The following is a 26248-nucleotide window of genomic DNA, read 5'->3' on the forward strand; positions in this document are numbered from 1 at the left end:
CCAGCGGTCGGCCGAATCCCCGTTACTGCCCCACCCGGAACTCGATCCGCCGATTCCTCGCCCTGCCGTCGGCCGTATCGTTCGGCGCGATCGGCTGATCCGGCCCGACCCCCGTCGTCGTCATCTGCTGCGGCGGAATGCTCTTCGTGATCAGATAACCCTTCACCGCATCCGCGCGCGCCTGGCTCAGCGCGATGTTCGACGTCCGGTTCCCCGAATTGTCGGTGTGGCCGATGATGTCGACCGTGCGGTTCTGCATCTTCGCGAGCGCGGCCGCCATCTGGTCGAGGATCAGCTTGCCTTGCGGCGTCAGCGTCGCGCTGCCGGTCTCGAACTCGATCGTCCGGTTCGCGAGCGTCTGGTCGAGCACGCCCTGTTCGGACGCCGACACGCGCAGCCCGTTCTTGATCGTGTACGTCGGGTTCAGCGTGTTCGCCATGTCGCTCGCGAGCTGCTGGCGCTGCGCCTCGTTGTGCACCTCGCCCTTCATCTCGATCTGCGTGCCATTGATTTTCAACTGGCCCTTGCTGATCTGCTTGAGCTGCGCGCCGAGCAGCTTCTGCACGTTCGCGCTCCAGTTCGGCGGCGTCGCGACGTCGCCCACCTCGACCTGGTCGACGACGTTCGTCGCGCCGTAGGTGTCGCGCAGCTTCTGCAGCACGGCGGCCTTGGTCGCTTCGTCGGGCACCTTGCCGCCGACCACCACCTGGCCGGGCGTTGCATTCGCGGGCGGCGGCGTGATCGTGCCGGCGGTGGTGCCGTGCACCACCGTGCCCGACGCGCCGCCGGCGTTCGGGTTCGCCTGCGGCAGCGCGGTCGTCGCGACCGTGCCGTTGCCGACCGGCGTGACGGTCGCGCCCGTGTTCTGCGCGAAGGCCGCGCCGCTCGCGACGAGGCCGGCCGCGAACAGCGCGGCGAGGGCGGGCGAGACGGCGGACGACAGGCGCGCGCGCCGGACCTGAATCGTGCGATGCATGCCGTCAGCCTCCGATGAACGCTTCGCGGAACGCGTCGATGGCGACACGCAGCGAGAGTTGCGGTTGGTCGAGGTAGCTGACGAGCTTGCTGATCTGGTGATCGTTTTGCGCATGGGCGTCGATCCACTCGGGATCGTCGATGTCGATGTTGTGGGCGGCGTAGGTCTGCGGGTCGACGACGCTCAGCAGCGTCTTCGCCGACGCGCCGTTGAAGCCGATGATGAGCCGTTCGCGTTCGGCGATCGTGCCGATGAAGATCGCCAGCTCGAAGTCGGCCTGCGCGACGAACGGCGCGATCAGCTCGAGCCAGAACGCGGCGACGAGGCTGCGGTAGAACGGATCGACCGGCAGCGGCAGCGTGAGGCCGCGTTCGATGTGCGACGAGCCGCTCTGCATCACCGGCCGCAGCAGCGAGCCGAGCGCGAGCATCGCGCCGCGCAGCCGCACCGGATGACCGCTTTCGAGCAGCATCTCCTGCAGGCCGTGCAGCGACTGGTGTTCGACGAAATCGTTGAAGGTGCCGTCATGCGACGTGCCGGGGCCGCCGACGTCGATCGGCACCTGCGTGTCGCCGAGCGCCTGCAGCGCGCCGGGCGGCTCGTCCTTGCCGAGCAGCGGCGGGATCTGCGCGGCGACGCGCGACCACAGCCGCGCGAACGCGAGCGGGCTGCGCGCGAGGAACGCCAGCGGCCGGTCGACCTCCAGCGCGGTGGCGCCGAGGAACGGGAAGCGGCGCATCGACACGTCGTGGCTCGCGACCATGTGGCCCGCGATCGCGAGCTTGCTGCGCGAACCGAGGAACGCGAAATGCATCGGCTTCGCGTCCTCGTAGACGATCTTCCAGCGCGGATCTTCCGCGAGCAGCTCGAGCGCCTGCGCGATCCAGCGATCGAGCGTCTGCAGCAGCTGCGGATTGTGCGCGCTCTTCACGAAGTCGCCGCGCGACGGAATCTTGCCGAAGTAGGCGATTTGCGCCTGTACGGTTTGCGTCATTGCGCCCTCTGTGCATTCGTTGCGTTGGCGGCCGCGACGGCCGGCGCGGCACCCGGCGTGCCGGTGCCGGCTTGCGTCGCGTTCTGCGCGGCGCCTGCGCTCGCGTCGGCGACCGACGACGGCAGCTGCAGGCCGCGCAGGCTTTGCTGCTGCGGCTGGTCGCCGCCACCGGCCGACGGTTGCGACGTACTGATGATGCGCATCGTCACCGACACGTTCACGCTGCCCTGTGCCCACGTCAGGTCGAAGGTGCCGTCCGGACGGCGCTTGCGCTGCGCCGAGTTGATCAGCTTCTCGAGACCGTAGCGGCCCGGCTCGTTGACGAGCTGCACCGTGCGGCCGTCAAAGGTCGTCGCGGACAGCGTCGCGCCCGGCGCGCCCTGCGGGTTCGGCCACACGAAGTTGGTCCACTGCGGCGGCGTGTTGCGGTAGCGCAGTTGCTGGCCGTCGATCGCGATCGTGTATTCCGTCGTGCCCGTGCTCGGTTGCGGCAGGATCTGGAACACGGTCTGCGGCTCGGACGACGCGGCCGCGCTGCCGGCGGCGCCGCCCGCGAGCGGCGCGACCCAGCGTGCGAAGCCGTTCGTGAAGTCCGGCGTGAGCCCGATGCCCATGTCGCCCCACGTGCGGGCGGCGAGCGTGTCGCCGCGGCGCACCGCGAGCGGCCCGAGCGTCGTGCCGACGAACTTCGCGATCGAGCCGTCCGGGCCGAACACCTGCGCGATCTCGCCGGCGCCGGCCTCGACCTTCGCGTTCGCCGCGAACGGGTACTTGGTCGCGAGCGAGCTCTGGAACGGCTGGTAGACCTGCGCGTTCCACACCTTGTTGACTTCGGCGCTGGCCGGCTGGATCACGACCGCGAACGCCTGCATCAGCGGCCGCACCAGCAGCGGGCGCAGCGACTTGCGTTGCGAATCGGTCAGGCCCGTCAGCATCTGCTCGTCGACGAGCTTCAGCGAATCGGCGAGTTCTGAACCGCTGCCGTCGAGCGTCTGCTGCATCAGCTGGCGCGCGCCCGGCCCCGGGTCGCCCTGGTTCTTGATCACGTTGAAGCGGGTGCGGACCTTCGACAGCGACTCCATGTAGCCCTTCAGCATCGACGTGCCGTCATGCGTCGCGACGATCCGCGCGAGGCCGACGAACTCCTGGCCGATCGGACCCATCGGCACCTCGGCCGGATTGCCGTTGATGTCGATGTTGGCTGCCGCCATCTGGCCGGCCTGCGAGCGCGTGAACAGTTGCTTGACCCAGTTCACGACGCCCGTCTGCGCCTTCTTGATCGTCACGTTCGCGAGCGACGGGTTGTCCCACGACGTCTGGTCGTACGCGGTCTCGAGGATCTTGCGGATCGGCGAATCCTGCGGGTCGCCGAGGCGGTTCATCCCGTCGACAGCCTGGCCGAAGCTGGTGAAGCCCTGGACCGCGATGCCCTGCATGAATTTCTGCCAGTGCTGCGCGTACTCGGTCTTGTACATGCCGACGAGCGTCTTCTGGATCTGCTCGGGGCTGCCTTCGAGCGTCAGGTCGTCCTGCGTCGACGTGTTGAGCACCCAGTCCTTCGCCTGCAGTTCCTTGGTCGCCGCATCGCGGATCGCCGGCTGCACGTAGTCGAACCACGCTTCGCGCGTGAACGTGCCCGGAATCGCGTAGCTGCCTGCCACGAGCCCCTGGTTGCCGTCGCCGACGATGCGCGCGATGGTCATCGGCGCGAAGCGGGTCGACGCACGGGCCTTGATTTCCTCGTACACGCGCTGGCGGGCCGGCATGCCGCGCACGACGCGGCGCAGATTCTCGCGGGTCTGGTCGACGAGCGCGAGGTTCGCGTCGATCATCGGCCAGTCGTTGTCGTTCACGCGCGACAGGTAGAACGAGATCATGCGCTCGGCGCTCCGGATCATCTCGTCGCGCGGCATGTTGCCGCGATTCGTCTCGAGCCAGCCGCGCCAGAAGCGGGCGAGCTGGTCGGTCAGGTGCGCCTGCTCGACGTGACGCTTGTCGGACAGCATCAGGTAGGTCTTCAGCGCGTTGTACGCGTCCTGCACGTTGGTCGGCGACGCGTCGCTGTAGAGGCCGCCCTGCGGCGCGGCGGGCTGCTGCGGGGCGGCGGCCGGCGCGGCGCCCGACGCGGCCAGCACGGCGCCGGCCTGCGGCGCGGCGCCTGCCGCGTTCGTCGACACCGGCATCGTGCCGCCCTGCACGGCGCCCGATTCCGGCGGGCGCGTCATCGGCACGAGCTGCTCGGGGTGCGCGTTCACGTCCTTCATGAACGACGCGAGGTTCTGCGACACGGGAGCCAGCAGGATCTGGCGCACGCCGTTGTAGTACTCGGTCAGCAGGTGCTGCTCGAGACGGTCGCCCTGGTACAGGCCGAGCGACACCGACAGCGGCTTGTCACGGCGGAACTGTTCGAGCTGCTCGATCCGGTCTTCCAGGATGTCCATCGCCTGCAGGCGCGACTGCAGGTCGTTGCGGCCCTGCTGCAGGCGCGTGACGTTGTCGAGGTCGGCCTGCACGTTCGACACGAGCTGCTGGTTGCCGATCGTCGACCAGGTCCAGCCGCCGAGCGCGAGCGCGAGTGCCGCGACGAAGCCGAAGAAGGTCGCGTAGCGCAGCCGCGTCTTGGTCGGGCTCGCGAACTGGCGCACCGTCTGGCGGTCGGCGAAGATCACCTTCGAGAACAGGTCGCGCAGGAAGAAGCCGTTCTTCGAGAACGCGCTGTGCGGTTTCGGCAGCGCGCTGCCGTCGAGGCCGAAGCGGTGCGCGATGCGCTGCGCGGCCGCGCTGTTGGTTTCGCCTTCCTGCAGCGCGCTGGTGAAGTAGAAGCCGCGGAAGATCGGCTTGTACTGGAACGGGTTGTTCTCGAACAGCGTCGCGAGGAATGCGCGCAGCGACGGCTTGATCGTCGAGAATTCGAGCGGGAAGCTCAGCTGGCCCGGCGACAGCTGGTTGCCGCGCGACAGCGACAGCTGCGCGACGCTGATTTCCTTCAGCCCTTCGTAGAGTTCCTCGAAGTGCGTGTCGAACTGCGCGACGACGTCGCGCTTGTCGTCGGGCTCGTAGGGCAGCGTCGCGCCCCACACGCGGTCGTACTCGTGCTTGTCGCTGCTGCTGAAGAATTCGGTGAAGCCGGTGATCAGGTCGGCCTTCGTGAACATCACGTAGACCGGCGCGAACACTTCGAGCTTTTCCGTCAACTCCTGAACGCGCTGACGAAGGTTTTTCGCGAGGTTGATCGCGAATTCCGGGCGGTTGCCGGTGAGTTCGGCGATGCTGGCCGTGACGATGATGCCGTTGATCGGCGCCTTCGGACGGTAGCGCTTGAGCAGCCCGAGGAAGCCGAGCCACTCGCTGCGGTCTTCCTCGTGCACCGAATAGCGGCCGGCCGTGTCGAGCAGGATCCCCTCGGTCGTGAAGAACCAGTCGCAGTTGCGGGTGCCGCCGATGCCGTGGATCACGGCGCTGTTCTTGTCCGCGAACGGGAATTGCAGGCCGGAATTGAGCACGGCGCTGCTCTTGCCCGCGGCCGGGTTGCCGATCACGATGTACCACGGCAGTTCGTACAGCGCGGAGCCGCCCGACACCTGGCCGATCTTCGACGTCTTGATCGTCTTCACCGCGTCCGACAGGCGCGTGCGCAGCACGTCGAGGTCGGCCGTCTTCGCGTCCGGCGCGAGCGCGGCGGCGGCCGGTGCGGCGATCTTGCCGGTTTCCGCCTGCTCTTCCAGCACCTGGCCGAGCTGCTGGTTCGCGCGCTTCACGCGCCAGCGGCGCCACAGCGCGACGACGAGCCACAGCGCGAGGACCGCCGCGAACGCGATCGCCGCCCACAGGAGCGGCAGCTGCAACATGTCGGCGACGATGAACAGGATGGCCGCTAGCGCGACGATCCCGACGATCGAGAGCGTACGCGGATGAGTCAGCACGTTGAGGATGCGTTGCATAGGACGTTCAGGTTCCGGTGCGATTCGATGAGGCGACGCAGGCGCGCCGAGCGGCAAGGGTGGCGCCGCGATGTGTCGCCATGCTGTCAAACGGGATGAAGGAGGCTGGCATCAATGCGCTCGCGGCATCGGAGCAGGCGCGCGCATTAACGAAAGGACGCTGTGAGATTTAAAACGGAAGCGGCGGCCGGAAAAAATCGCGCACCGGAATGCCCGATTGTTTGCGCCGCCCAAATCGTTTCCTGCCGGGTGATTAAAAAGCCCCATGCCGCCCTCATTATTTCTTGTCCGGCAGCGCTGACTAGCTGCCGCGTCCCAGTTTAAAACCGGGTTTATGGTATTCCACGTGCCCGAGATCCATCATTTTCCATCGGCCGCCCCAGGTCAGGCCGACTTGCTCGGCGACCTGGCCGTACAACTGGTAGCCGCGCATCGCCCACGGATCTTTCTCGGAAATGACCAGCTTGCCGTCGCGCAGGAACGCGTTGTCGGCCGCCAGCCCGAACTGGTGATAACTCTGGAAGGCCGCCGCATTGGTCACGTTCGTGCCCATCTGCGCAAGCCGGTTCTGTCGTTCCGGGCTCCGGTAGCCTTCCAGCAGCGCCATTTCATAACCATGTTGTTCGTGCATGATCTTGTAGACCAGCAGCAAACGCGTCCGGAAATCCGGGTCCAGCAGGTTCCAGTCGCGGCTTGCGTCCTTCAGCGCCGGGCGGACCTGTTCGACTTCCTTCGTGGCAAAGACTTCCGGCGGCAACGGCGGCGGCGGCACGAGTTGTTCGCCCTGCAACAGCGCGGCGATCTTCTCGTCGGGCACGCGCGCGGTGTCGTCGTACTGAAATAATTGCCGACCGCGTAACGCAATGGCCACCAATGGCGGCGTCGCAAGAATACCTGCCGACACCATAATCATCAAGCGCCGCCGAACCAGTAAATTTTGCACGTCACTAAATGCACCGCGCGTCACGCTTGCCGATTTAACAATCTGACTCCGCGCGCGGGCGGCGCGAGCGTTCGCACGGCGCGTGAGACGGCCGTGAAACTGGGCCACGGATTCGAAAACGGTCGCGCGGATACCCGGTAAAAGCAACAGTGCCGCGATGGCGACGGCAAGGGCGAAATAGGCGACGAGTGCGACGGCAATCAACGAAATCCCCGGAAATTGGAATTGATTGTGTTTTGCAATGCTTGCTCTTAGAATCAGGCTGCTTCGAGAGGCCGGGCTATATTATCGCGGTGAATTAAACCAGGATTCAATGAGACGCTGAATGAGTGCGCCGGAAAATTCAAATTCGAAAACTCCGCCCAGCCTGCTGTCCGATACTAAACCGGCAGGCGAGGGAGGACCTCGGCAGTCGCGCATTCTCGCGGATCTGGAAGGGCGTGTCACGCCGCCCGCCGAGCCGCCGCGCCGTTCGCTGAAGGCGCCGATCGCCGCCGTCGTGGCGTTGGTCGTGGCCGTCGGCGGCTGGGGCGCGTGGCGCATGCAGCAGTCGCCGGGCGAGCAGCCTGCCGCGATCGCGGCCGCGCCGGCACCGGCGGCGGCTGCGCCGGCCAAGGCCGCACCGGCCAGCGGCGGCGCCGCGCAGGTCGCGCAGAATGGCGCATCCGCTGCACCGGCCGCGCAACCGGCCACGATCGTCAACGACGATTCGGCGTCCCAGACCGTTGCATCCGCATCCGCTTCCGCCGCGGACAACAGCCGCCTGTCGCGTGCGCTCGCCAACGGCACCGACGAGGGTTCGGGCGCGGCGGCCACGGCCGGCGTCGCCGCAACGGCGGCTGCCGCGGCAGCGGCGACGACCAAGACGGCGAAGGCCGACGCGTCGAAGAGCACGAAGGCCGCGGCCCACGGCAAGACCGATGCGAAGGCCGACACGAAGGCCGAAGCCCGCAAGCATCGCAAGGAACAGCAGGCCGAGCTCGCGCAGGCGAAGAAGCGCCGCGAAGCGGCGCCGACCCGAACCGCGAAGGCGGGCGCGAAGGACGATCCGGATGCCGATCTGCTCGCCGCGCTCGTCGCGCGCACGAAGCCGGCCGACAAGAAACTCGCCGCCCAGAAGGCGCAGGCCGTGCCGACCAAGACGGCCGCGACCGGCGGCTCGCTGGGGACGCGCGTGAAGGAGTGTTCGGAGCGCGGTTTCTTCGAGGATCAGCTGTGCCGCTGGCGCGTGTGCGACGGCCACTGGGGCAAGGATCCCGCGTGCCCGAGCGCCGCGCAGTCGGAGACGCGGCAGTAACGCACGTCGCGCACGCCACGATGCTTCCTTGTCAGCAGCGCCGCCCATCGGGCGGCGCGTTGATTTCGGAGGCGCGGAGAAGCTGCCGGTATGATGCCGCGTGACGCTGTCACGAACGCGTCACGCCCGTCGGGCATACGTTTCCTTTCTTTTCCCGGCGCGGGCCCGCGACCCGCGATGCGCCGCGCGCCGCACCCCCTTCGACACGATGGACCTGATCGTACAGACTTACGGCGCCGATACGTCCGGCATGGTGTGCGGATTCCGCTTCGTTCCGGGCGGCGCCGGCGCGCTGCTCGATGCCGACGCGGCCGCCGCGTGGCTGCGCACGTGCCGCGAGCACGGCGCGGCCGCATCGGGCGATTTCGTCTGGCTGCATTTCAATCTCGCGCACGGCGCGAGCGAGCGCTGGATGCGCACGCATCTCGGGCTGCCCGACAGCTTCTTCGAATTCCTGCACGAAGGCTCGCGCTCGACGCGCATCGAGCAGGAGGACGGCGCGTTGCGCGCGATCGTCAACGACGTGATGTTCAATCTCGAGCTCACGCCGTCGGAGATCGCGACGCTGTTCGTCCACGTCGAGCGGCGCATCATGGTGACCGCGCGGCTCAAGCCGCTGCGCTCGGTCGACACGCTGCGCGCGTCCGTGCGCGACGGCGAGCTGTTCCGCTCGCCCGCGGAGCTGCTCGTGCATCTGCTGCGCGATCAGGCCGACCTGCTGATCCAGATCATGCGGCGCACGAGCATCGACGTCGACCGCATCGAGGATCGCTTCCTGTCGCAGCGGCTCACGTCGAGCCGCAGCGAGCTCGGCGCGATGCGCCGCACGCTGACGCGCCTGCAGCGCATGCTCGCGCCGGAGCCCGGCTCGGTCTTCCGGCTGCTCGCGAAGCCGCCCGCGTGGCTGCACACGGAAGACGTGCAGGAGCTGCGCGAGTCGACCGAGGAATTCTCGCTGGTGCTCGCCGATCTGGCGGGGCTCAACGAGCGGATCAAGCTGCTGCAGGAAGAGATCGGTTCGCGCCTCGACGAGCAGAACAACCGGACGCTGTTCACGCTGACGCTCGTCACCGTGATCGCGCTGCCGATCAACATCGTCGCGGGCTTCTTCGGGATGAACGTCGGCGGCGTGCCGTTCTCGGAGAACAAGCACGGCTTCTGGCTGATGGTGCTGCTCGTTGCCGGCTTCACCGCGCTGGCCGCGTGGTGGGCGTTCCGACGCCGCGACGATCGCTAGCGCGGCATCGGGCGTCGCATCAACGCAGCAGCGCGATCGCGCGTTCGCCGATCACCATCCCGAGCAGGCCGACGAGCGCAACGAGCGGCGGGGCCGGCGAGCGCACGTGCAGCAGCGCGTACAACACGCCGACACCGATGCCCACCGCGAGCGAGGTCACGTAATCCATCATGGCGGTCTCCCGTAGGTCCGGCGTCAGGGCTTGAGGATGACGCGCTCGCGCGCGCCGGCCAGCACCGCGCGATACGCGTCGTGCGCACGCTCGAGCGGGTACACGTAGTCGTCGCCGATCGGGAACGGGCGCAGCGTGCCGTTGCCGAAGCCGGGCGCGAGCGTGTCGAGGATCTGCGCGACCGCGGCCGCGCCGAGCTGCAGCGAATCGATGCCCACGAACGTGTGCTGGCCGCGATAGAACGAGAAGATGTCGAACGGCACGCTGCGCTCGATCGTCGAGATGAAGATCTGCCGCGCGCCGATCGCCATCGACGCGTTCGCCGCGTCGAAATACGGGCTGCCAACCGTGTTGTAGACGACGTCCGCGCCGTGGCCGCCGGTCAACTCGCGCACCGCGTCGGCCACCGTGCGGCTCGACGCGTCGATCATGTGGACGTCGCCCGACGCGTGACCGCGATAGTCGCCGGGCCCGCGCTCGACGCCGATCACGGTCGCGCCGCGCGCGGTGGCGAGCTGGATCGCGGCCTGACCGACCTTGCCGTTCGCGCCGAACACGAGCACGACGTCGTCGGCCGTCGGCATCCCGGCGCGACGGAGGCCTTCGTACGCGGTGACGAACGGCACGCCGACGCCGGCCGCCTCGTCGAGCGTCAGCACGCCCGGCTTGCGACGCACGTGCGCGGCGTCCAGCACGAGCCATTCCGCATGCGAACCGTCGCGCCCGACGCCGAGATCGCCGCCCGAGCCCCACACCGGCGCGCCGATCCAGTCGTCGGGGCCGCTGCGCACGATCCCGGCCCAGTCGCGCCCGGGTGTGCGCGGCCACACCGCATGCGGCATGCGGCCGAGCGCGGCCTTCACGTCGCTCGGATTCACGCCGGCCGCGCGCACCTCGATCAGCACCTGGCCGTCGGCCGGTACGGGCGGGGCGATGTCCCGGACCCGCGCGTCGAGCGACTCGATGTCGGCGGCGGGGGTGTCGAAGCGGATGCTGCGCATGATGATCTCCGTGAAGATGGCGGCTGCCCGGCCCGGCGGGCCGGCGCGTGCGGCGGATGAAACCGGTGAATGCAGTCTAGTGGGCCCGGTTTGACACGGAAACGTGCAAAGGCGGATGATTGTTTTGCGTTATCCGCATAGCCAAATCAGCAGGCCCCCGCATGGACGACTTCCTTTCCCCGCACCTCGCGCTGTTCGTCGACGTGGTCGACCAGCAGAGCTTCTCGGCGGCCGCGCGCCGGCTCGGCGTCGCCGCGTCGTCGGTCACGCGGCGCATCGACCGGCTCGAGACGCAGCTCGGCATCCGGCTCCTGCATCGCACCACGCACGCGCTGCGGCCGACCGAGGCCGGGCAGCTTCTATATGGGCGCGCGGCCCGCATGCTGGCCGAACTGCGCGGACTACAGGAAGACCTGCACAGCCAGCACGACGAACCGGGCGGCCTGCTGCGCATCGACTGTCCGGCGCCGTTCGGCCGGCGGCACCTGATGGCTGCGCTGGCCGCGTTCATGCAGCGTCATCCGGCGCTGCAGGTCGATCTCGTGCTGACCGACAGCATGGTCGACCTGCAGGGCGCACGGCTGGGCTCCGACGTCGATCTCGCGGTGCGCATCGGCCCGCTCGAGGACACGCGTTTCGTCGCGACGGTGCTGGCGCCGCAGCGGCGCGTGCTGTGCGCGAGCGCGGCCTACCTCGCCCGGCGCGGCGAGCCCGCCTCGCCCGACGCGCTCGCCGGCCACGACTGTCTCGCGTGGCATGGCGCACCGCCGCCCGGCGCATGGCGCTTCGGCGAGCGCCGTCACGTGCCGGCGCAGCCGCGGTTTCGCAGCAATCATTCGGAAGCGTTGCTCGAGGCGGCGATCGACGGGCTCGGTCTCGCGCACCTGCCGACCTGGCTCGTGGCGGACGCGCTGCGCGACGGACGGTTGCGCGCGCTGCTGCCGCAGTACGCGGCGGCGCCCGAGCCGGCGACGATTCACGTGCTGCGTCAGCAGCCGCGCGGCAGTGCGCGCACGTCGCGGCTCGTCGCGTTCCTCGCCACGTGGTTCGCGCAGCCGGCGTGGGATGCCGCATGGGCGTGACGGTCGGCGAACGCCGTGCCGCATGAAAAAAGGGCCTCGCATGCGAGGCCCGTCAACAGGTCGGAGAAACCGGTACGCCGGCCGGCGCCGCGGGTCGCGCGGCGCCGGCCGGATCTGCACCGTTACTGCGTTACTACCTTGCGCGGCTTGAAGAGGCCCTGGTATTGCCGTGCCGGGCGTTCCTTCGTCACCGGCTCGATGCCGCCGAAGGTCGGCGTCTGGCGCAGCTTCATCGCGGCCGGCGAAGCGACCGAGCCGATCGACGTCGAGCGCGAAGCCGGCGCGAGGTTGTTCGCGACGAGCAGCGCCGCTTCGCTCTTCAGGTTTGCCAGCAGCACCGGATCGGTCGAGCCGTTCACCTGCGTGAGCAGCCCGCTCCACGCCGCGTCGCTGTAGTTCACGACGTAGTAGTCGAGACCGCTCGGGTCGGCGACCACGCCCGTGCAGCCGTCGATCCGCGTCTGCGCCTGCGTGTCCTTCAGCGCGAGCGTCGTGCGTTTCGCGAGACCCTGGCCGTACGCGAGCGTGATCGGCACCGTCCATTGCAGGCCCGGATACGCGTTCTTGTTCGGGAACGGCTGCTGTTTCAGCGTGACGATCGTCTGGTTCTTCGTCATGTCGCACTGCGTGTCGAGCGAGATCAGCGGCACGCCGGTCTGACGCACGTAGCTGTCGCCGATCGGGCCGACCGACTGGCCGCTTTCCTTCGACAGCGCGTCCCACAGACGCTTCGGCGTCCCGTTGCCGAACGAGTAGTCGACCAGGTACTGCTGGAGACCCTTGCGCAGCGTCTGCTCACCGAGATAGTTCTCGAGCGTCTTCAGCACGTGGCCGCCCTTGTCGTACGTGAACGCGCTCGCGCTCAGCACGAAGTCGTTCGACGCCCAGTCGTTGAAGTTCGGCGCGACCGGGAACGCGTTCGGGCCGATGTCACGATTGATCACGCGATACTTGTTCTTCACCTGGTCGAGCCAGCTGAACTCGTCGGGGAAGAACTGGATCGTCGTCTTCGTCTCGAAGAACGTCGCGAACGATTCGTTGAGCCACACGTTGTCCCACCAGTCGGTCGTCACGAGATCGCCGAACCACTGGTGCGCCACTTCGTGCGTCAGCACTTCGTTGCCGTAGCGCGACATCGGCTGGCCCGGCTGCGGCAGGATGTCGTCGGCGAATTCGAGGATCGAGCCCCAGTTCTCCATTCCGCCGAAATTCAGGTCCTTCTGCTCCTTGAACGCGTCGTTCGCGGCCACCGTGTCGAACTTCGTCAGCGGCAGCGGGATGCCCGTGTAGCGGTAGTAGTAGTCGAGCGCCTGCTTGGTGCGGTCCATCGCCGGCTTCGCCCAGTCGCTCATGCCCGGCGGCGTGAACACGCGCAGGTGCAGGCCGCCCTTGCCGCCCGGCAGCGGGCTCGTGAAGTCGTCCTCGTAGGTGTCGAACAGGCCGCCGCCGAAGAACAGCAGGTACGACGGCATCGGCGGGGTCTTCTCGAACTGCACGAGCTTGTAGCCGCCGCCGACGTTGGTCGACGGCTTCTCGGCCGCGTTCGACACGACGCGCCAGTTCTGCGGCACTTCGGCCGTCACTTCATAGGTCGGGCGGAACGCCGGCTCGTCCCAGCCCGGGAACCACTGGCGCGACAGGTTGGTTTCGCCCTGCGTCAGGATCGCGCCGCTCGTCTTGCCATCGGTGCCCTTCAGGTCGACGCGGAACACGCCTTCCGCGGCCGAGCAGCCCGGGTACGGATCGTCGCCGCAGCTGCCGCCCGTCTGGTTGACCGGATCGTCATACGACTTGAAGTTGATGATGCCCGACCACTCCATGTGCAGCGAATAGTTGCCCGGTGCGATCGTGCCGGCAGTGGGGCGCAGCTGATAGAAGTCGCCCTTGTCCTGCGGCGTCGCGATCAGCTGGATGTTGCCCGGCTGCAGCGTGATGCGGCCGTTGGTGAACTTGATCCGGTGGCCGGCGATCACGATGTTGTTGACGGGCTTCAGCACCTTGATCTCGACGTCGGCGCGGCCGTCGAACGCGTTCAACGCGTCGTTCGGGCGGAACCACAGCCGGTAGTTCACAGGCACCACGGTGTCCGGCAATTCGACAGGCGAGACGCTCTTGTCGACGTTGGATGCGCTCGGCGGCGCGGTGACGGCGGGCGACGAGCCCGTATGCGGCGCGCCGGCGGAGCTGAGCGCGGAAGCGGAGCCCGCACCGCCGTCGTCGCCGCCGCACCCGCCGAGCGCGAGTGCGGCGACGAGCGGCAGATAACGCATCTTGCGAATATGAATCGACATGACTGAAACCTCGATTGTTGAATGAATCGTTCAGTGCTGCGAAAACACCGGCAAAAGCGATCCCCTCGCCGTTTAATCAACAGCGAAAAAATGCCAATGACGGATTATTCGAAAAAGACGGCGGCCGACTACGTGAAGGTAATCATGGTTTACTGCCCCCTCTGAATTTCCGGATGTCGTTTAACTGGCCGGTTCAAAATGGCCGGGCGCGTGTTGTACTGAATTGATTTCGCGCGCACGACACGGGGCCGCGCGCCCGGCGCGGGCGCGCAATCCCTTTGAACCGACGACCTACGGGGCTGGCCGGGCCAGGCCGCAGGACGGATGGACAGCGTGTCGCCGTCCCGTAAATTCGCCGTCATGCGGCTTCAAGGTTTGTCGGCTTGCTCCAAGGATGCGTAAATATACTTGATGGTTTTGGGTAAAGGAAACGAAAAATTTAGAAAGAGCATCTATTGAATTCCGGGCGCTTCATTGAATGCTGGAAGTCATTAATGCGCTTTCCGTTTAGCCGGAAATTTCGTAGTTTTAATCTATTAACGATCTTGCGTTGCCGCGGAAACTACGAAATCCGGTGACGGGCGGCACGGCCGGTACAGGCTCGGTCGGTACAATGCAGCGACGCGCCCCGTTCACCGCTTGCCGCGAGGAGACCTTCCCATGCCACGCACCCAGTCCCGTCTCGCGCCGCTGCGCGCCGTGCTGCTGCTGTTCGTCGTCGGGTTCCTGCTGGGCGGTTGCGCGGGGCTCATGCGCGAGCCGGTGCGCGTGTCGGTCGCCGGGCTCGACCCGCTCGTCGGGCAGGGTCTCGAGATGCGCTTCAGCCTGAAGTTGCGCGTGCAGAATCCGACCGATGCGCCGATCGACTACGACGGCATCTCGGTCTCGCTCGACCTGAACGGCACGCCGTTCGCGAGCGGCGTCAGCGACCGGGCGGGCACCGTGCCGCGGTTCGGCGAGGCCGTGCTCGACGTGCCGGTTTCGGTGTCGGCGTTCGCGGCTGCGCGGCAGGCGTGGAACCTGCCCGGCGCGGCCGCGAACGGCGAACTGCCGTATGCGCTGCGCGGCCGCCTCGCGGGCAGCGGGCTGGGCACCGTACACTTCAGCGACGCGGGCACGCTGCGCCTGCCGACCCTGCCGGGGTGGGGCGGATAGATCGTTCGGCTGACTTCAACGGCGGCCAAATGTGTCGGAAAATTCACCATTTGACAGTCTTTGACGCTTATCTTCGCGAGATGTCGACTTTAGTCGATGGGCCCCCTTACACTTGTCGATGTCCGAGGGTCGGACATTCTTTTAGGGGAATTCCATGGCGGCAAAATTCGAGCTCAAGAAGGCCACGAACGGTCAGTACTACTTCCACCTGAAGTCGGCGAACGGCGAGATCATCCTCGCGAGCGAGCGGTACGAGGAGAAAAGCGGCGCGAGAAACGGGATCGCGTCCGTGCGGGAAAACGCGCCGCTCGACGAGCGCTACGAGCGCAAGCTCGCCCACAACGGTGAGCCCATGTTCAACCTGAAGGCAGCGAACCACCAGGTCATCGGCACGAGCGAAACGTACAGCAGCGCGCAGGCACGCGACAACGGCATCGCGGCCGTCAAGCGCGATGCGCCCACTGCGGAAGCCTACGATCTCGGCTGATTGACGGTGGCGCCGCGCGGATGCCTTCGGGCGGCCGTCGCGGCGCCCGTTTTGCCGGGTCGGGCAAAGCGCGGTATGGTGTGGTCCGCGCGGTGAATTCTCGCCGCCGTTGAAGCCAACCGTACCGAGTTCGCGTGACCGATTTCCCCCTTTTCCACTGGACCGACACCGACGGCGTCGATCATGCCGTGCGCTGGCGTTCCGAAGCCGGCGTGCAACCGCCGAAGCGCGCAGTGCCCGCCGACGACCGCCTCACGGCCGATGCGGCCTACCGTCTCGCTTGCGAGGGCGCCGCGCTCGTCTGGCAGGGCGACTTCCAGAATGCGCGCCAGCTCCTGCAGGCGATGGCGCGCCGTGTCGAACGCAAACCGAAGAAGGCGAAAGCCGCGGCCGGCGTCGATGCGTTCAACCTGCATCGTCTCGCGCAATCGCAGCGCGCCCGCACGCTCGGCATGCTGCTGATCCCGCTGGACGCCGATTACACGATCCCGCTGCGCCGCGCGCCCGACGTGCGGGCGGCCTGCGAGGAGGCGTACGGCCCCGGCGGTGTGCCGTCGGTCGTGTCGCTGCGCGAACTGCTCGGCCTCGTCGGCGCGCACGAGTGGCGCAAGAAGGGCGTGCCGATCCCGGCGCTCGGCGGCGCGCCGATCCATCCGCACTACGGCGTGTTCTCGCCGGTGCGCGGCGAATACGTCGAGCTCGTCGCGCGCGCGCCGCTGCCGGCGACGTCGCTCGCGTTCGATATCGGCACGGGCACCGGCGTGCTGGCGGCGGTGCTCGTGTCGCGCGGCGTCGAGCGCGTCGTCGCGACCGACCAGGATCCGCGCGCGCTCGCCTGCGCGCGCGAGAACGTCGCGCGGCTCGGCCATGCGGGCCAGGTCGAGATCGTCGAGGCCGACCTGTTTCCTACCGGCCGTGCGCCGCTCGTGGTCTGCAACCCGCCATGGGTGCCGGCCCGGCCGAGCGCGCCGATCGAATACGCGGTCTACGACCCGGACAGCCGCATGCTGCGCGGTTTCCTCGCGGGGCTGGCCGCGCATCTGGAGCCGGGCGGCGAGGGCTGGTTGATCCTGTCCGATTTCGCCGAGCATCTCGGGCTGCGGCCGCGCGACACCTTGCTGCAATGGATCGACGAAGCCGGTCTCGTCGTGCTCGGCCGCGACGACATCCGCCCCGCGCATCCGAAGTCGACAGACGCCGACGATCCGCTGCATGCGGCGCGTCGCGCCGAGGTCACGTCGCTGTGGCGGCTGGGCGCCCGGGCCTGACCGCGTATTTTCGGTAAACTACCGCCATTCCTCACGAATTTCCGCCGCCGGGCCGTGGTCGACCGACCGTGGCCCGGCGGCGCTTCACGATGTCGAACAAGACCCACGAAATCCGCCCGGAGCAGTCCGTCGAGCTGCTGAAGGAACTGCACATCCTCACCCGCGACGGGAAGCTGAACCAGGACAGCCGCCGCAAGCTGAAGCAGGTCTATCACCTGTTCCAGTTCATCGAGCCGCTGCTCGCCGGCGTGCAGGCCGACAAGGGCCACGTGACGCTCGTCGATCACGGTGCCGGCAAGTCGTATCTCGGTTTCATCCTGTACGACCTGTTCTTCAAGCAGCAGCCGGGGCACGGCACACCGGCGTTCGCGTCGCACGTGTACGGCATCGAGACGCGCGAAGAACTCGTCGCGCGCTCGACCGAGCTTGCCGCGCGGCTCGGGTTCGGCGGCATGTCGTTCCTGAACCTGTCGGTCGCCGATTCGATCACGTCGCCGCAACTGCCCGACACGGTCGACGTCGTCACCGCGCTGCATGCGTGCGACACGGCGACCGACGACGCGATCCGCTTCGCGCTCGCGAAGCGCGCGCAGCACATCGTGCTGGTGCCGTGCTGCCAGGCGGAAGTCGCGGGCGTGCTGCGCAGGAACAAGGGCAAGTCGCTCGCGAATGCGCTGACCGAGGTGTGGCGGCATCCGCTGCATACGCGCGAATTCGGCAGCCAGATCACCAACGTGCTGCGCTGCCTGCAGCTCGAGGCGCATGGCTACCAGGTCAGCGTGACCGAGCTCGTCGGCTGGGAGCATTCGATGAAGAACGAGCTGATCATCGCGCAGTACAAGAACCTGCCGCGCCGCAAGCCGGGCGAGCGATTGAACGAGATCCTCGCGATGTTCGGGCTGGCCGAGCTGAACGAGCGCTTCTTCGTCGCGCAAGCCGCCGCGGCGGGCGACGCCGCCATCGAGCCGGCCGAAGGCTGACGCGGTCGCGCGGGCATGGCGCCCGCGCCGCGCGTGGCACGCCGCATCACACGTCGTCGCCCGGCCGGCGCATCCATTCGCGCCAGCCTTCGTGGCCGAGGCGGCGCAGCGTTTCCTGATTCTTTTCGTAGATCGCGGACGCGTCCGGGAACGCGTCGACCGCGCGTGCGATGCTGTCCTCGCGCAGCAAGTGCAGGATCGGATACGGCGCGCGGTTCGTGTAGTTCTCGATGTCGTCGGGTTCGGTGCCGTCGAACCGGTATTGCGGATGGAAGCTCGCGATCTGCAGCACGCCGTCGAGCCGCAATTGCCGCACGAGCCGCTCGGCGAAGAACAGCGCATCGTTGTAGTCGACGAAATCGGCGAACGCGTGCGGGTAGATCACAAGCGTCGTATCGACCTGCTGCGGGTCCGCCGCTTCCAGCGCGCGCAGCTCGGTTTCGAGTTCGGCGAGCGCGTCCTCCAGCGTCGTCGCTTCGCTGATCGCGTAGCGCACCTGTTCCTTCACGTAGACGCTTTTCGCGAACGGGCACAGATTGAGCCCGATCACCGCGCGCGCGAGCCAGTGCCGCGTGGCGGCGAGGATGTCGTCGTGCGAATCGGGGCGGGTGTCGGTCATCGTGATACCAGTCGGGCGGAAGGGCGAAGAGGGCCGCATTGTAGCGGGCGCGCCGGGGACGAACGCGCGCGGCCCGTCACGCGCAGGCCGCCTCGATCAATTGCGTGACGAGTGCGGGCGCGGTGCCGATCGGCGTTTCGCCATGCCGGTAGGTCTGGCTGGCCGCATAGATGCCTTCGACCACCAGCGCGAGCGCATCGGCGAGCGCCTTCGGCTGCCGCGCGCCGGCGCCTTCGCACAGCGCGACGAGCCGTTTCATCAGCTGCTCCTTGTTCTGCGCGACGCGTTCGCGCGCCGGGTGCGACGCATCCGGGAATTCGGCGGCGACGTTGACGAACGGGCAGCCGCGATAGTCCTTTTGCGTCGCGCGCTCGGCGAGATCGGCGAAGTACTGGATCAACTGCGCCTTCGGCTGGCCCGGATGCTTCGCGGCACTCGTGTCGAGCCGCTCGAAGAAGCACGCGTCCATCCGTTCCAGATACGCGAGGATCAGCTCGTCCTTCGACGAGAACTGGCGGTACAGGCTCATCTTGTTGACGCCCGCGCGTTCCACCACCGCCTCGACGCCGACCGTGCGCACCCCTTCCTTGTAAAACAGCTCCTCGGCGGCACGCAGCAGATGCTCCTGCGCGGTGGCGCCGTCGATCGGCCGGCGCGTGCGCCGTGCCAGCGGTTTGGCGACCTCGATGCCCGACATGATGGCCCTCGACTACGTAATGGATTGCTTGACATGTTACCGACTGGTAACTACGATCGCAACACAGTTGTGACCGGTCGGTAACAATCGCGGCCGGATCGACAGACGAATGCCAAGCGTCGGCCCGGGTCAGCCGATGTTGAAATGCGCGGCGGAGGTGGCCTGGTCGGGGCGGCGTGGTGCGATGGCGCCGGAACCGCCAACTGGAGAACGTGAAGATGAACTGGGCAGTGACACGAATCGGCGGGCGCTTCCATTACGGATGGCTCGCGGCGGCGGTGGTATTCCTGATCCTGCTGGCGGCGGCCGGCACGCGCGCGACGCCGAGCGTGCTGATGGTGCCGCTCGAACGCGAACTCGGCTGGAGCCGCGCGGCGATTTCGCTGGCGATTTCGGTGAACATCGCGTTGTACGGCCTGACGGGCCCGTTCGCGGCCGCCGCGATGCAGCGCTTCGGGCTGCGTCCGACGATCCTCACCGCGCTCGTGACGATGAGCGCGGGCGTCGCGCTGTCGTCGATGATGACGCAGAGCTGGCAGATGGTACTGATCTGGGGGCTGATGGTCGGCTGCTCGACGGGCGTCGTCGCGCTGACGCTGTCCGCCACCTTCGTCACGCGCTGGTTCCATGCGCGGCGCGGCCTCGTGATGGGGATCCTGACCGCGAGCACGGCCACCGGCCAGCTCGTGTTCCTGCCGATGCTCGCGGCGATCGCGCAGCGCCACGGCTGGCGGCCGGTCGTGCTGGTCGTCGCGGTGGCGGCCGCGATCGTGATTCCGCTGGTCGCGTTCCTGCTGCCCGAGCGGCCGGCCGACGTGAAGCTGCGCCCGTACGGCGAGCCGGCCGATACGCCGGCGGCGCCCGATGCGACGAAGGAGAATCCGCTCGCGGTCGCGTTCCGCACGCTGCTGATGGCGAGCCGTTCGCGCGACTTCTGGCTGCTGTTCTTCAGCTTCTTCATCTGCGGCGCGAGCACCAACGGCTATGTCGGCACGCACCTGATCGCGATGTGCAGCGACTACGGGATGACCGAAGTGCAGGGCGCGTCGCTGCTCGCGGCGATGGGCGTGTTCGACCTGTTCGGCACGACGCTGTCGGGATGGTTGTCCGACCGTTACGACAACCGCGTGCTGCTGTTCTGGTACTACGGGCTGCGCGGGCTGTCGCTGATCTACCTGCCGCATGCGTTCGGGATCGATTTCTTCGGGCTGCCGCTGTTCGCGATGTTCTACGGGCTCGACTGGATCGCGACCGTGCCGCCCACCGTGCGGCTCGCTACCGACGTGTTCGGCAAGGCCGCCGCACCGGTCGTGTTCGGCTGGATCGTCGCCGGCCACCAGCTCGGCGCGGCGTTCGCGGCGCTCGGCGCCGGGCTGCTGCGCGCGAGCCTCGGCACCTACACGATCGCGTCGATGATCTCGGGCGGGCTGTGTATCGTCGGCGCGCTGATCGTGCTGCGGATCAATCGCGGCCCGTCGCGCGCGGCCGCGCAGGCGGCCTGAGCGCGGCGGACCGGCCGGCCGCACACGCTGCGGCCGGCCATTGCACGCGCGGCGATTTGCATAGCGCGGCAGGATCGGGCGCGCTGTCGCTCAAGCGGGTATGCTTGCGGTTCGCCGGGCGTTCGCGCCCCTTCATCGATGTCAGCGAGGAACCGCATGTCCGTCAAACCTGCTCCCACCACTGTTTCGATTCACGATCTGATCGCGGGCCGCTGGAGCCCCCGCGCGTATTCGGATGAAGCCGTCAGCGCCGGCGATCTCCACGCGGTGCTCGAAGCGGCACGCTGGGCCCCGTCCGCGTACAACGCGCAACCGTGGCGTTTCATCGTATTCGATCGCACCCAGGACGAAGACGCGTTCAAGCGCGCGTTCGCGACGCTGGTGCCGTTCAACCAGGGCTGGAATGCACCGGCGCCGGTGCTGATCGCGGTCACCGCGCACACGCTGACGCCGAAGGGCGAGCCGGCGCCGACCGCGCTGTACGACGCCGGCGCCGCCGCGATGTCGCTGGTGCTGCAGGCGCACGCGCTCGGCCTCGCCGCGCACCAGATGAGCGGGTTCGACGCGAAGGCATTCCGCGACGCGTTCGCGATTCCGGCGGATGTCGCGATCGTGTCGATCATTTCGCTCGGCCACTACGGCAATGTCGACAAGCTCGATCCCGTGCTGCGCGATCGCGAGAAGGCGCCGCGCACGCGCCACGCGCTCGGCGAAGTCGTCTACGCGGGTGCATGGAAGAAGAGCTTCGGCGCAGCGGCCTGACCCCGCGGGTGGGCAGGCTGCGTCGCGCATCCTGTCCGCGCCCGTTTCCGGCGCGCCACGCCGCGCGCCGTCGCCACCGGCGCCCGTTGCGCGGCCCCGGTGGCCGGCCCCGGTTGTGATCCCGCGGGCTTCATGTTAAAAAGCCGGTCCTTTCCGTTTTCGCGCCGGCCTGCTGCGGCAATTTCCCATGACTTACTGCGCGATCGATTTCGGCACGTCCAATTCCGCCGTGGCGCTGCCCGACGGCGATGGCATGCGCCTCGCGCCCGTCGAGGGCGACCACCTGACGCTGCCCACCGCGATCTTCTTCAACAACGACGAAGAGACGGTCGAATACGGCCGGGCGGCGCTGGCTTCCTATATCGACGGCTTCGACGGCCGGCTGATGCGCTCGATGAAGAGCATCCTCGGCTCGCCGCTCGCGGAAACGACGACCGATCTCGGCGACGGCAGCGCGATCGCGTACACCGAAATCATCGCGCGCTTTCTGACGCACCTGAAGCGCAAGGCCGAAGCGCGCGCGGGCGCGCCGATCGGCCGCGCGGTGCTTGGCCGGCCGGTGTTCTTCGTCGACGACGATCCGCGCGCCGACCGTCTCGCCCAGGATCAGCTCGAGGCGGCCGCGCAATCGGTCGGCTTCGCGGACGTTCACTTCCAGTACGAACCGATCGCCGCCGCATTCGACTACGAATCGCGCCAGCCGGCCGAGCGTCTCGTGCTGGTCGCAGACATCGGCGGCGGCACGTCCGACTTCTCGCTGGTGCGCGTCGGCCCGGCGCGGATGGCGCGGCTCGAGCGCAAGGACGACGTGCTGGCGCACCACGGCGTGCACGTCGCGGGCACCGACTACGACCGGCGTGTCGAGCTGGCGGCGATCCTGCCCGCATTCGGCTACCGTTCGCTCGACCCGGAAGGGCGCGAGCTGCCGAACAAGATCTACTTCGATCTCGCGACCTGGCATCTGATCAACACCGTCTACACGCCGAAGCGCGTCGGCGAGCTGAAGCTGATGAAGCACCTGTACCAGGACGTGCGGCAGTACGACCGGCTCACGAGCGTGGTCGAGCAGCGGCTCGGGCACGCGCTGATGGCGCGTGCGGAAGAAGCGAAGATCGGGGTCGCGGCGGGCGGGGAGACGATGATCGACCTGAACGACGTGGAAGAGGATCTGCTGATCGCATTCGACGCGAATCGCCTCGTCGACGCGAGCCGCGACGATACCGCGCGCATCGTCGACGCCGCGCGCGAGACGGTGCGGCTCGCGGGCGTGGCGCCGCGCGACGTCGGTGCGCTGTATTTCACCGGCGGTTCGACGGGGCTTGCATTCCTGTCCGGCGCGCTCGCCGGTGCGTTCCCGGATGCGCAGCCGGTGTTCGGCGATCGCCTCGCGAGTGTCGCGACGGGGCTCGGCATTCACGCGCAGCGACTGTTCGGCTGAACGGCGGGCGGCTACGGGCCGCCATGCGCCACCATGTAGGACGACCGGCGCGCAAAAACAAAAAGCCCCGCCGAAGCGGGGCTTTTTTACACGAATAATCGCGCCAAGCTTAGACCGGACGGATGTTCGCAGCTTGCAGACCCTTCGGGCCCGTCTTCACTTCGAATTCAACCTTCTGGTTTTCTTGCAGCGTCTTGAAGCCTTCGACGCGGATTTCCGAGAAGTGCGCGAACAGATCGTCGCCGCCGCCTTCCGGGGTGATGAAGCCGAAGCCCTTTGCGTCATTGAACCACTTGACGGTACCGGTTGCCATGTTACTTGTTCCTAAAAAAATAAAACGGGGCCGAGGCCCATGGGGTGCGGAAAATCAAGGAAGGGGTAATAGGACCAACCGGAGTACCGTTGATGGGCGAACTACGAAAGAACCAATTCACTCGCCGCTTGAAATCCTGCGAAGTCCTTTATACGGCTAATCCTTCTGACGGTCAACCGTATTCCCATGCTCTCAGGGTTATTGCGGATATCTGGTTTACAAAGCTTGCAAGCGATGCGAATTTTTTGTAGGGGTCGATCGATTTTGGCGCCACGTTCGAGGTGCAACCGTTAAACTACGCGCCGCGTGGACGGGTTGCCCCGATCGGGTAACCCTCCTCCCCAAGAATGCGTGCGCGGCGCGCTCCGAGCCGATCCCGGATCGCAGGCCGACCATGCTTTTTGAGACACAGGAGAGGATGTGAAGAGTTCTATTCAACGGAACATCGGCCCGTTTGCATTGATGCTGACGGGGCTGGGTTCGATTATCGGCTCGGGTTGGCTGTTCGGTGCCTGGAAGGCCGCGAAGATCGCCGGTCCGGCGGCGATTTGCGCATGGATCATCGGCGCCGTCGTGATTCTCGCGATTGCGCTGACGTATGCGGAACTGGGGGCGATGTTCCCCGAATCGGGTGGCATGGTGCGTTACGCGCGCTACTCGCACGGTTCGCTGGTGGGCTTCATCAGCGCATGGGCCAACTGGATCGCGATCGTATCCGTGATCCCGATCGAGGCCGAAGCATCGATCCAGTACATGAGCACGTGGCCGTATCCGTGGGCGCACGCCCTGTTCGTGAACGGTGAATTACAGACGCTCGGGCTGCTGCTGTCGGCCGTGCTGGTCGTCGTCTACTTCATGCTGAACTACTGGGGCGTCAAGGCCTTCGCGCGGGCGAACACCGCGATCACGATCTTCAAGTTCCTGATCCCCGGCCTCACGATCCTCGGCCTGATGCTGTCGAGCTTCCATTCGGAGAACCTCGGCACCGCATCCAATGCCAGCTTTGCGCCGTACGGCTGGTCGGCCGTGCTGACCGCGGTCGCGACGAGCGGCATCGTGTTCGCGTTCAACGGCTTCCAGAGCCCGGTGAACCTGGCCGGTGAAGCGCGCAATCCGTCGCGCAGCGTGCCGTTCGCGGTGATCACGTCGATCCTGCTCGCACTCGTGATCTACGTGCTGCTGCAAATGGCGTATATCGGTTCGGTGAACCCGGCCGACGTCGCGAAGGGCTGGGAGCACTTCAACTTCTCGTCGCCGTTCGCGGAGCTCGCGATCGCGCTGAACCTGAACTGGCTCGCGATCCTGCTGTACGTCGACGCGTTCATCAGCCCGAGCGGCACCGGCACGACCTACATGGCGACGACCACCCGCATGATCTACGCGATGGAGCGCAACAACACGATGCCGAAGATGTTCGGCAACGTGCACCCGATCTACGGCGTGCCGCGCCAGGCGATGTGGTTCAACCTGCTCGTGTCGTTCATCTTCCTGTTCTTCTTCCGCGGCTGGAGCTCGCTCGCGGCGGTGATCTCGGTCGCGACGGTGATCTCGTACCTGACCGGCCCGATCAGCCTGATGGCGCTGCGCCGTTCGGCGACCGACATCGAGCGCCCGCTGTCGATTCCGCTGATGAAGCTGATCGCGCCGTTCGCGTTCGTATGCGCGTCGCTGATCCTGTACTGGGCGAAGTGGCCGCTGACGGGCGAAATCATCCTGCTGATGATCGTCGCGCTGCCGGTGTATTTCTACTTCCAGGCGAAGTCGGGCTGGACCGGCTGGGGCGCCGACCTGAAGGCCGCGTGGTGGCTGGTCGCATACTTGCCGACGATGGCCGTGCTGTCGCTGATTGGCAGCAAGGAGTTCGGCGGTCATGGCTACCTGCCGTATGGCTGGGACATGCTGATCGTCGCGGCGATTTCGCTGGTGTTCTACTTCTGGGGCGTGAATACCGGCTACCGGACCCAGTATCTCGACGAGCGCGAGTCGCACGACGAGATCCTCGAAGGGGTCGGTGTCTGACGCGTGACCTGTCGCCGGATTCGGCGGCGACAGGATGCAGCGCAAAAAAGCCCGCCCGAGCGCGATGCTCGGGCGGGCTTTTTGCTGACTGGCTCGGCGGTTGCACCGCCGTCCGGGTTCAGGCGTCGGCGTTCGCGAACACGTAGTTCGTCATCGCAAGCACGCGCTGGTACGTGCCGAGCGACTGGATGCCGAGCTGGTAGTCGTCATCCGCCGCGCCGAGCGCCGTGAAGACCGGCAGCAGGTGCTCGTCGGTCGGATGCATCAGCGCCGCGTGCGGCGCCTGCCGGCGATAGTCGAGCAGCGCATCGACGTCGCGCGCGGCGAGTTTCGCCTCGAACCAGTCGGTGAATTCGGCGACGCGCGGGTCCGCATCCTCGGGCGCCGCGCCGAAATCGGCGGCGCGCAGGTTGTGCGTGATCTGGCCCGAGCCGATCACCATCACGCCTTCGTCGCGCAGCGGCCGCAGCGCGCGGCCGAGCGCGAAGTGATGCGCGGCGTTCGCGCGCGGCTGGATCGACAGTTGCGCGACCGGCACGTCGGCTTCCGGAAACATCAGCAGCATCGGCACCCACGCGCCGTGATCGAGCCCGTGTTCGGTCGTCGCGGTCGCGATGCCGGCCGCGTTCAGCAGCGCGGCCGCGCGTTCGGCGACGTCCGGTGCGCCCGGCGCCGGATAGCGGATGTCGTACAGCGCCTGCGGGAAACCGTAGAAATCGTGGATCGTGTCCGGATGCGCGGCGACGCTCGCGACCGGCTGTTGCGTGCCCCAGTGCGCGGACAGCATCAGCACCGCGCGCGGGCGCGGCAACTCGGCGCCGAGGTGCGTGAACGCGCCGGACGGCAGCGCCGGGTCGATCGGCAGTGTCGGGGCGCCGTGGGACAGGTAGAGCGAAGGCAAGCGGTTCATGGTGGTGACCTGCAAAAGGGGTTGCCTGTGACTATAAGCGCGTACCGTGCATTGATAAATCGGCGACCGAGAATTTGATTGACGCTTGTTTGTTGATAATCGTGGCGACGACCGGCGCTCGAATGCGGATTCGCATCCGAAGGTGAGAAATCGATGGAGTTGCA

23 protein-coding genes are annotated in these 26248 nt (G+C 67.3%); 12 read left to right on the forward strand and 11 right to left on the reverse strand.

Features of this window, described 5'->3' with window-relative positions; genetic code table 11:
- Positions 1–22: 22 nt before the first annotated feature.
- The 4 genes from GJG85_RS02435 to GJG85_RS02450 form a co-directional block, all read right to left on the reverse strand.
- The gene (locus GJG85_RS02435) at positions 23–976 is read right to left on the reverse strand and encodes an OmpA family protein (protein WP_124631204.1); all 954 of its coding nucleotides are present in this window, start codon (positions 974–976) and stop codon (positions 23–25) included.
- A 4-nt stretch (positions 977–980) separates the two neighbouring features.
- Positions 981–1970 (reverse strand): type VI secretion system-associated protein TagF, encoded by a 990-nt coding sequence (gene tagF, locus GJG85_RS02440; protein ID WP_050013096.1) that lies wholly within the window; start codon positions 1968–1970, stop codon positions 981–983.
- Positions 1967–5911: a type VI secretion system membrane subunit TssM gene (gene tssM, locus GJG85_RS02445; protein WP_050013095.1), complete on the reverse strand. Its 3945-nt coding sequence runs from the start codon at positions 5909–5911 to the stop codon at positions 1967–1969. The genes tagF and tssM overlap by 4 nt, the downstream gene beginning before the upstream one ends.
- A gap of 301 nt (positions 5912–6212) precedes the next feature.
- Positions 6213–7058 (reverse strand): M15 family metallopeptidase, encoded by an 846-nt coding sequence (locus GJG85_RS02450; RefSeq protein WP_050013094.1) that lies wholly within the window; start codon positions 7056–7058, stop codon positions 6213–6215.
- Positions 7059–7179: 121 nt separating this feature from the next.
- Between GJG85_RS02450 and GJG85_RS02455 the strand changes: the two genes are divergently transcribed.
- Positions 7180–8151: a hypothetical protein gene (locus tag GJG85_RS02455; RefSeq protein ID WP_050013093.1), complete on the forward strand. Its 972-nt coding sequence runs from the start codon at positions 7180–7182 to the stop codon at positions 8149–8151.
- A 208-nt stretch (positions 8152–8359) separates the two neighbouring features.
- A complete protein-coding gene (locus GJG85_RS02460) occupies positions 8360–9388 on the forward strand; it encodes a transporter (RefSeq protein ID WP_050013092.1) in 1029 nt (342 codons plus the stop codon).
- A 19-nt stretch (positions 9389–9407) separates the two neighbouring features.
- Here the strand turns inward: GJG85_RS02460 and GJG85_RS02465 are convergent, their stop codons facing one another.
- Together GJG85_RS02465 and GJG85_RS02470 are read right to left on the reverse strand one after the other, a co-directional pair.
- Positions 9408–9560, reverse strand: coding sequence for a DUF1427 family protein (locus tag GJG85_RS02465; protein ID WP_080334215.1), 153 nt, complete (start codon positions 9558–9560; stop codon positions 9408–9410).
- A gap of 23 nt (positions 9561–9583) precedes the next feature.
- Entirely contained in the window at positions 9584–10561 is a 978-nt protein-coding gene (locus GJG85_RS02470; protein ID WP_124557590.1) for a zinc-binding alcohol dehydrogenase family protein, read from the reverse strand.
- A gap of 161 nt (positions 10562–10722) precedes the next feature.
- On the opposite strand from GJG85_RS02470, the gene GJG85_RS02475 reads away from it, so the two are divergent.
- On the forward strand, positions 10723–11643 hold the full coding sequence (locus tag GJG85_RS02475) for a LysR family transcriptional regulator (RefSeq protein WP_050013090.1): 921 nt from the start codon (positions 10723–10725) through the stop codon (positions 11641–11643).
- A 122-nt stretch (positions 11644–11765) separates the two neighbouring features.
- On the opposite strand, the gene GJG85_RS02480 is transcribed toward GJG85_RS02475, so the two are convergent.
- Positions 11766–13934 (reverse strand): M1 family metallopeptidase, encoded by a 2169-nt coding sequence (locus GJG85_RS02480; protein WP_204383638.1) that lies wholly within the window; start codon positions 13932–13934, stop codon positions 11766–11768.
- A gap of 17 nt (positions 13935–13951) precedes the next feature.
- Here GJG85_RS02480 and GJG85_RS02485 point away from each other — a divergent pair, with 17 nt between their 5' ends.
- The 5 genes from GJG85_RS02485 to GJG85_RS02505 all read left to right on the forward strand — a co-directional run bounded on the left by GJG85_RS02485 (position 13952) and on the right by GJG85_RS02505 (position 17824).
- Positions 13952–14161: a hypothetical protein gene (locus tag GJG85_RS02485; RefSeq protein ID WP_160300508.1), complete on the forward strand. Its 210-nt coding sequence runs from the start codon at positions 13952–13954 to the stop codon at positions 14159–14161.
- A 433-nt stretch (positions 14162–14594) separates the two neighbouring features.
- Positions 14595–15089 carry an LEA type 2 family protein gene (locus GJG85_RS02490; protein WP_050013088.1) on the forward strand — a complete coding sequence of 165 codons (495 nt, stop codon included), beginning with the start codon at positions 14595–14597 and terminating at the stop codon, positions 15087–15089.
- 154 nt (positions 15090–15243) lie between these two features.
- Positions 15244–15576, forward strand: coding sequence for a YegP family protein (locus GJG85_RS02495; RefSeq protein ID WP_050013087.1), 333 nt, complete (start codon positions 15244–15246; stop codon positions 15574–15576).
- Between the two features lie 134 nt (positions 15577–15710).
- Positions 15711–16844 carry a class I SAM-dependent methyltransferase gene (locus GJG85_RS02500; RefSeq protein WP_050013086.1) on the forward strand — a complete coding sequence of 378 codons (1134 nt, stop codon included), beginning with the start codon at positions 15711–15713 and terminating at the stop codon, positions 16842–16844.
- Between the two features lie 89 nt (positions 16845–16933).
- Positions 16934–17824 (forward strand): SAM-dependent methyltransferase, encoded by an 891-nt coding sequence (locus GJG85_RS02505; RefSeq protein ID WP_204383640.1) that lies wholly within the window; start codon positions 16934–16936, stop codon positions 17822–17824.
- A gap of 46 nt (positions 17825–17870) precedes the next feature.
- On the opposite strand, the gene GJG85_RS02510 is transcribed toward GJG85_RS02505, so the two are convergent.
- Both GJG85_RS02510 and GJG85_RS02515 read right to left on the reverse strand, forming a co-directional pair.
- Positions 17871–18443 carry a DUF1415 domain-containing protein gene (locus tag GJG85_RS02510; RefSeq protein ID WP_050013085.1) on the reverse strand — a complete coding sequence of 191 codons (573 nt, stop codon included), beginning with the start codon at positions 18441–18443 and terminating at the stop codon, positions 17871–17873.
- Between the two features lie 76 nt (positions 18444–18519).
- Positions 18520–19140 (reverse strand): TetR/AcrR family transcriptional regulator, encoded by a 621-nt coding sequence (locus tag GJG85_RS02515; RefSeq protein ID WP_050013084.1) that lies wholly within the window; start codon positions 19138–19140, stop codon positions 18520–18522.
- Between the two features lie 218 nt (positions 19141–19358).
- Between GJG85_RS02515 and GJG85_RS02520 the strand changes: the two genes are divergently transcribed.
- From GJG85_RS02520 to GJG85_RS02530, 3 genes are all read left to right on the forward strand, one after another.
- Entirely contained in the window at positions 19359–20642 is a 1284-nt protein-coding gene (locus GJG85_RS02520) for an MFS transporter (RefSeq protein ID WP_050013083.1), read from the forward strand.
- Between the two features lie 156 nt (positions 20643–20798).
- On the forward strand, positions 20799–21404 hold the full coding sequence (locus GJG85_RS02525) for a nitroreductase family protein (RefSeq protein WP_050013082.1): 606 nt from the start codon (positions 20799–20801) through the stop codon (positions 21402–21404).
- A 187-nt stretch (positions 21405–21591) separates the two neighbouring features.
- Positions 21592–22842: an Hsp70 family protein gene (locus GJG85_RS02530; protein WP_050013081.1), complete on the forward strand. Its 1251-nt coding sequence runs from the start codon at positions 21592–21594 to the stop codon at positions 22840–22842.
- 109 nt (positions 22843–22951) lie between these two features.
- Here GJG85_RS02530 and GJG85_RS02535 read toward each other — a convergent pair whose 3' ends face one another.
- Complete coding sequence (locus GJG85_RS02535) at positions 22952–23155, reverse strand: cold-shock protein (protein ID WP_006477070.1); 204 nt, start codon at positions 23153–23155, stop codon at positions 22952–22954.
- Between the two features lie 420 nt (positions 23156–23575).
- Here GJG85_RS02535 and GJG85_RS02540 point away from each other — a divergent pair, with 420 nt between their 5' ends.
- Positions 23576–25174 (forward strand): APC family permease, encoded by a 1599-nt coding sequence (locus GJG85_RS02540; RefSeq protein ID WP_050013080.1) that lies wholly within the window; start codon positions 23576–23578, stop codon positions 25172–25174.
- A gap of 118 nt (positions 25175–25292) precedes the next feature.
- On the opposite strand, the gene GJG85_RS02545 is transcribed toward GJG85_RS02540, so the two are convergent.
- Entirely contained in the window at positions 25293–26084 is a 792-nt protein-coding gene (locus GJG85_RS02545; RefSeq protein WP_050013079.1) for a class III extradiol ring-cleavage dioxygenase, read from the reverse strand.
- Positions 26085–26248: the final 164 nt, after the last annotated feature.

Source organism: Burkholderia sp. MS389, assembly GCF_016899425.1.
GTDB lineage: Bacteria > Pseudomonadota > Gammaproteobacteria > Burkholderiales > Burkholderiaceae > Burkholderia > Burkholderia sola.

Coding starts and splice junctions, on each gene's coding strand:
- GJG85_RS02480 (WP_204383638.1), bottom strand. CDS start 13,934: ATGTCGATTCATATTCGCAAGATGCGTTATCTGCCGCTCGTCGCCGCA.
- GJG85_RS02520 (WP_050013083.1), top strand. CDS start 19,359: ATGAACTGGGCAGTGACACGAATCGGCGGGCGCTTCCATTACGGATGG.
- GJG85_RS02455 (WP_050013093.1), top strand. CDS start 7,180: ATGAGTGCGCCGGAAAATTCAAATTCGAAAACTCCGCCCAGCCTGCTG.
- GJG85_RS02470 (WP_124557590.1), bottom strand. CDS start 10,561: ATGCGCAGCATCCGCTTCGACACCCCCGCCGCCGACATCGAGTCGCTC.
- tagF (WP_050013096.1), bottom strand. CDS start 1,970: ATGACGCAAACCGTACAGGCGCAAATCGCCTACTTCGGCAAGATTCCG.
- GJG85_RS02525 (WP_050013082.1), top strand. CDS start 20,799: ATGTCCGTCAAACCTGCTCCCACCACTGTTTCGATTCACGATCTGATC.
- GJG85_RS02530 (WP_050013081.1), top strand. CDS start 21,592: ATGACTTACTGCGCGATCGATTTCGGCACGTCCAATTCCGCCGTGGCG.
- tssM (WP_050013095.1), bottom strand. CDS start 5,911: ATGCAACGCATCCTCAACGTGCTGACTCATCCGCGTACGCTCTCGATC.
- GJG85_RS02490 (WP_050013088.1), top strand. CDS start 14,595: ATGCCACGCACCCAGTCCCGTCTCGCGCCGCTGCGCGCCGTGCTGCTG.
- GJG85_RS02475 (WP_050013090.1), top strand. CDS start 10,723: ATGGACGACTTCCTTTCCCCGCACCTCGCGCTGTTCGTCGACGTGGTC.
- GJG85_RS02515 (WP_050013084.1), bottom strand. CDS start 19,140: ATGTCGGGCATCGAGGTCGCCAAACCGCTGGCACGGCGCACGCGCCGG.
- GJG85_RS02535 (WP_006477070.1), bottom strand. CDS start 23,155: ATGGCAACCGGTACCGTCAAGTGGTTCAATGACGCAAAGGGCTTCGGC.
- GJG85_RS02435 (WP_124631204.1), bottom strand. CDS start 976: ATGCATCGCACGATTCAGGTCCGGCGCGCGCGCCTGTCGTCCGCCGTC.
- GJG85_RS02510 (WP_050013085.1), bottom strand. CDS start 18,443: ATGACCGACACCCGCCCCGATTCGCACGACGACATCCTCGCCGCCACG.
- GJG85_RS02505 (WP_204383640.1), top strand. CDS start 16,934: ATGTCGAACAAGACCCACGAAATCCGCCCGGAGCAGTCCGTCGAGCTG.
- GJG85_RS02460 (WP_050013092.1), top strand. CDS start 8,360: ATGGACCTGATCGTACAGACTTACGGCGCCGATACGTCCGGCATGGTG.
- GJG85_RS02465 (WP_080334215.1), bottom strand. CDS start 9,560: ATGATGGATTACGTGACCTCGCTCGCGGTGGGCATCGGTGTCGGCGTG.
- GJG85_RS02495 (WP_050013087.1), top strand. CDS start 15,244: ATGGCGGCAAAATTCGAGCTCAAGAAGGCCACGAACGGTCAGTACTAC.
- GJG85_RS02545 (WP_050013079.1), bottom strand. CDS start 26,084: ATGAACCGCTTGCCTTCGCTCTACCTGTCCCACGGCGCCCCGACACTG.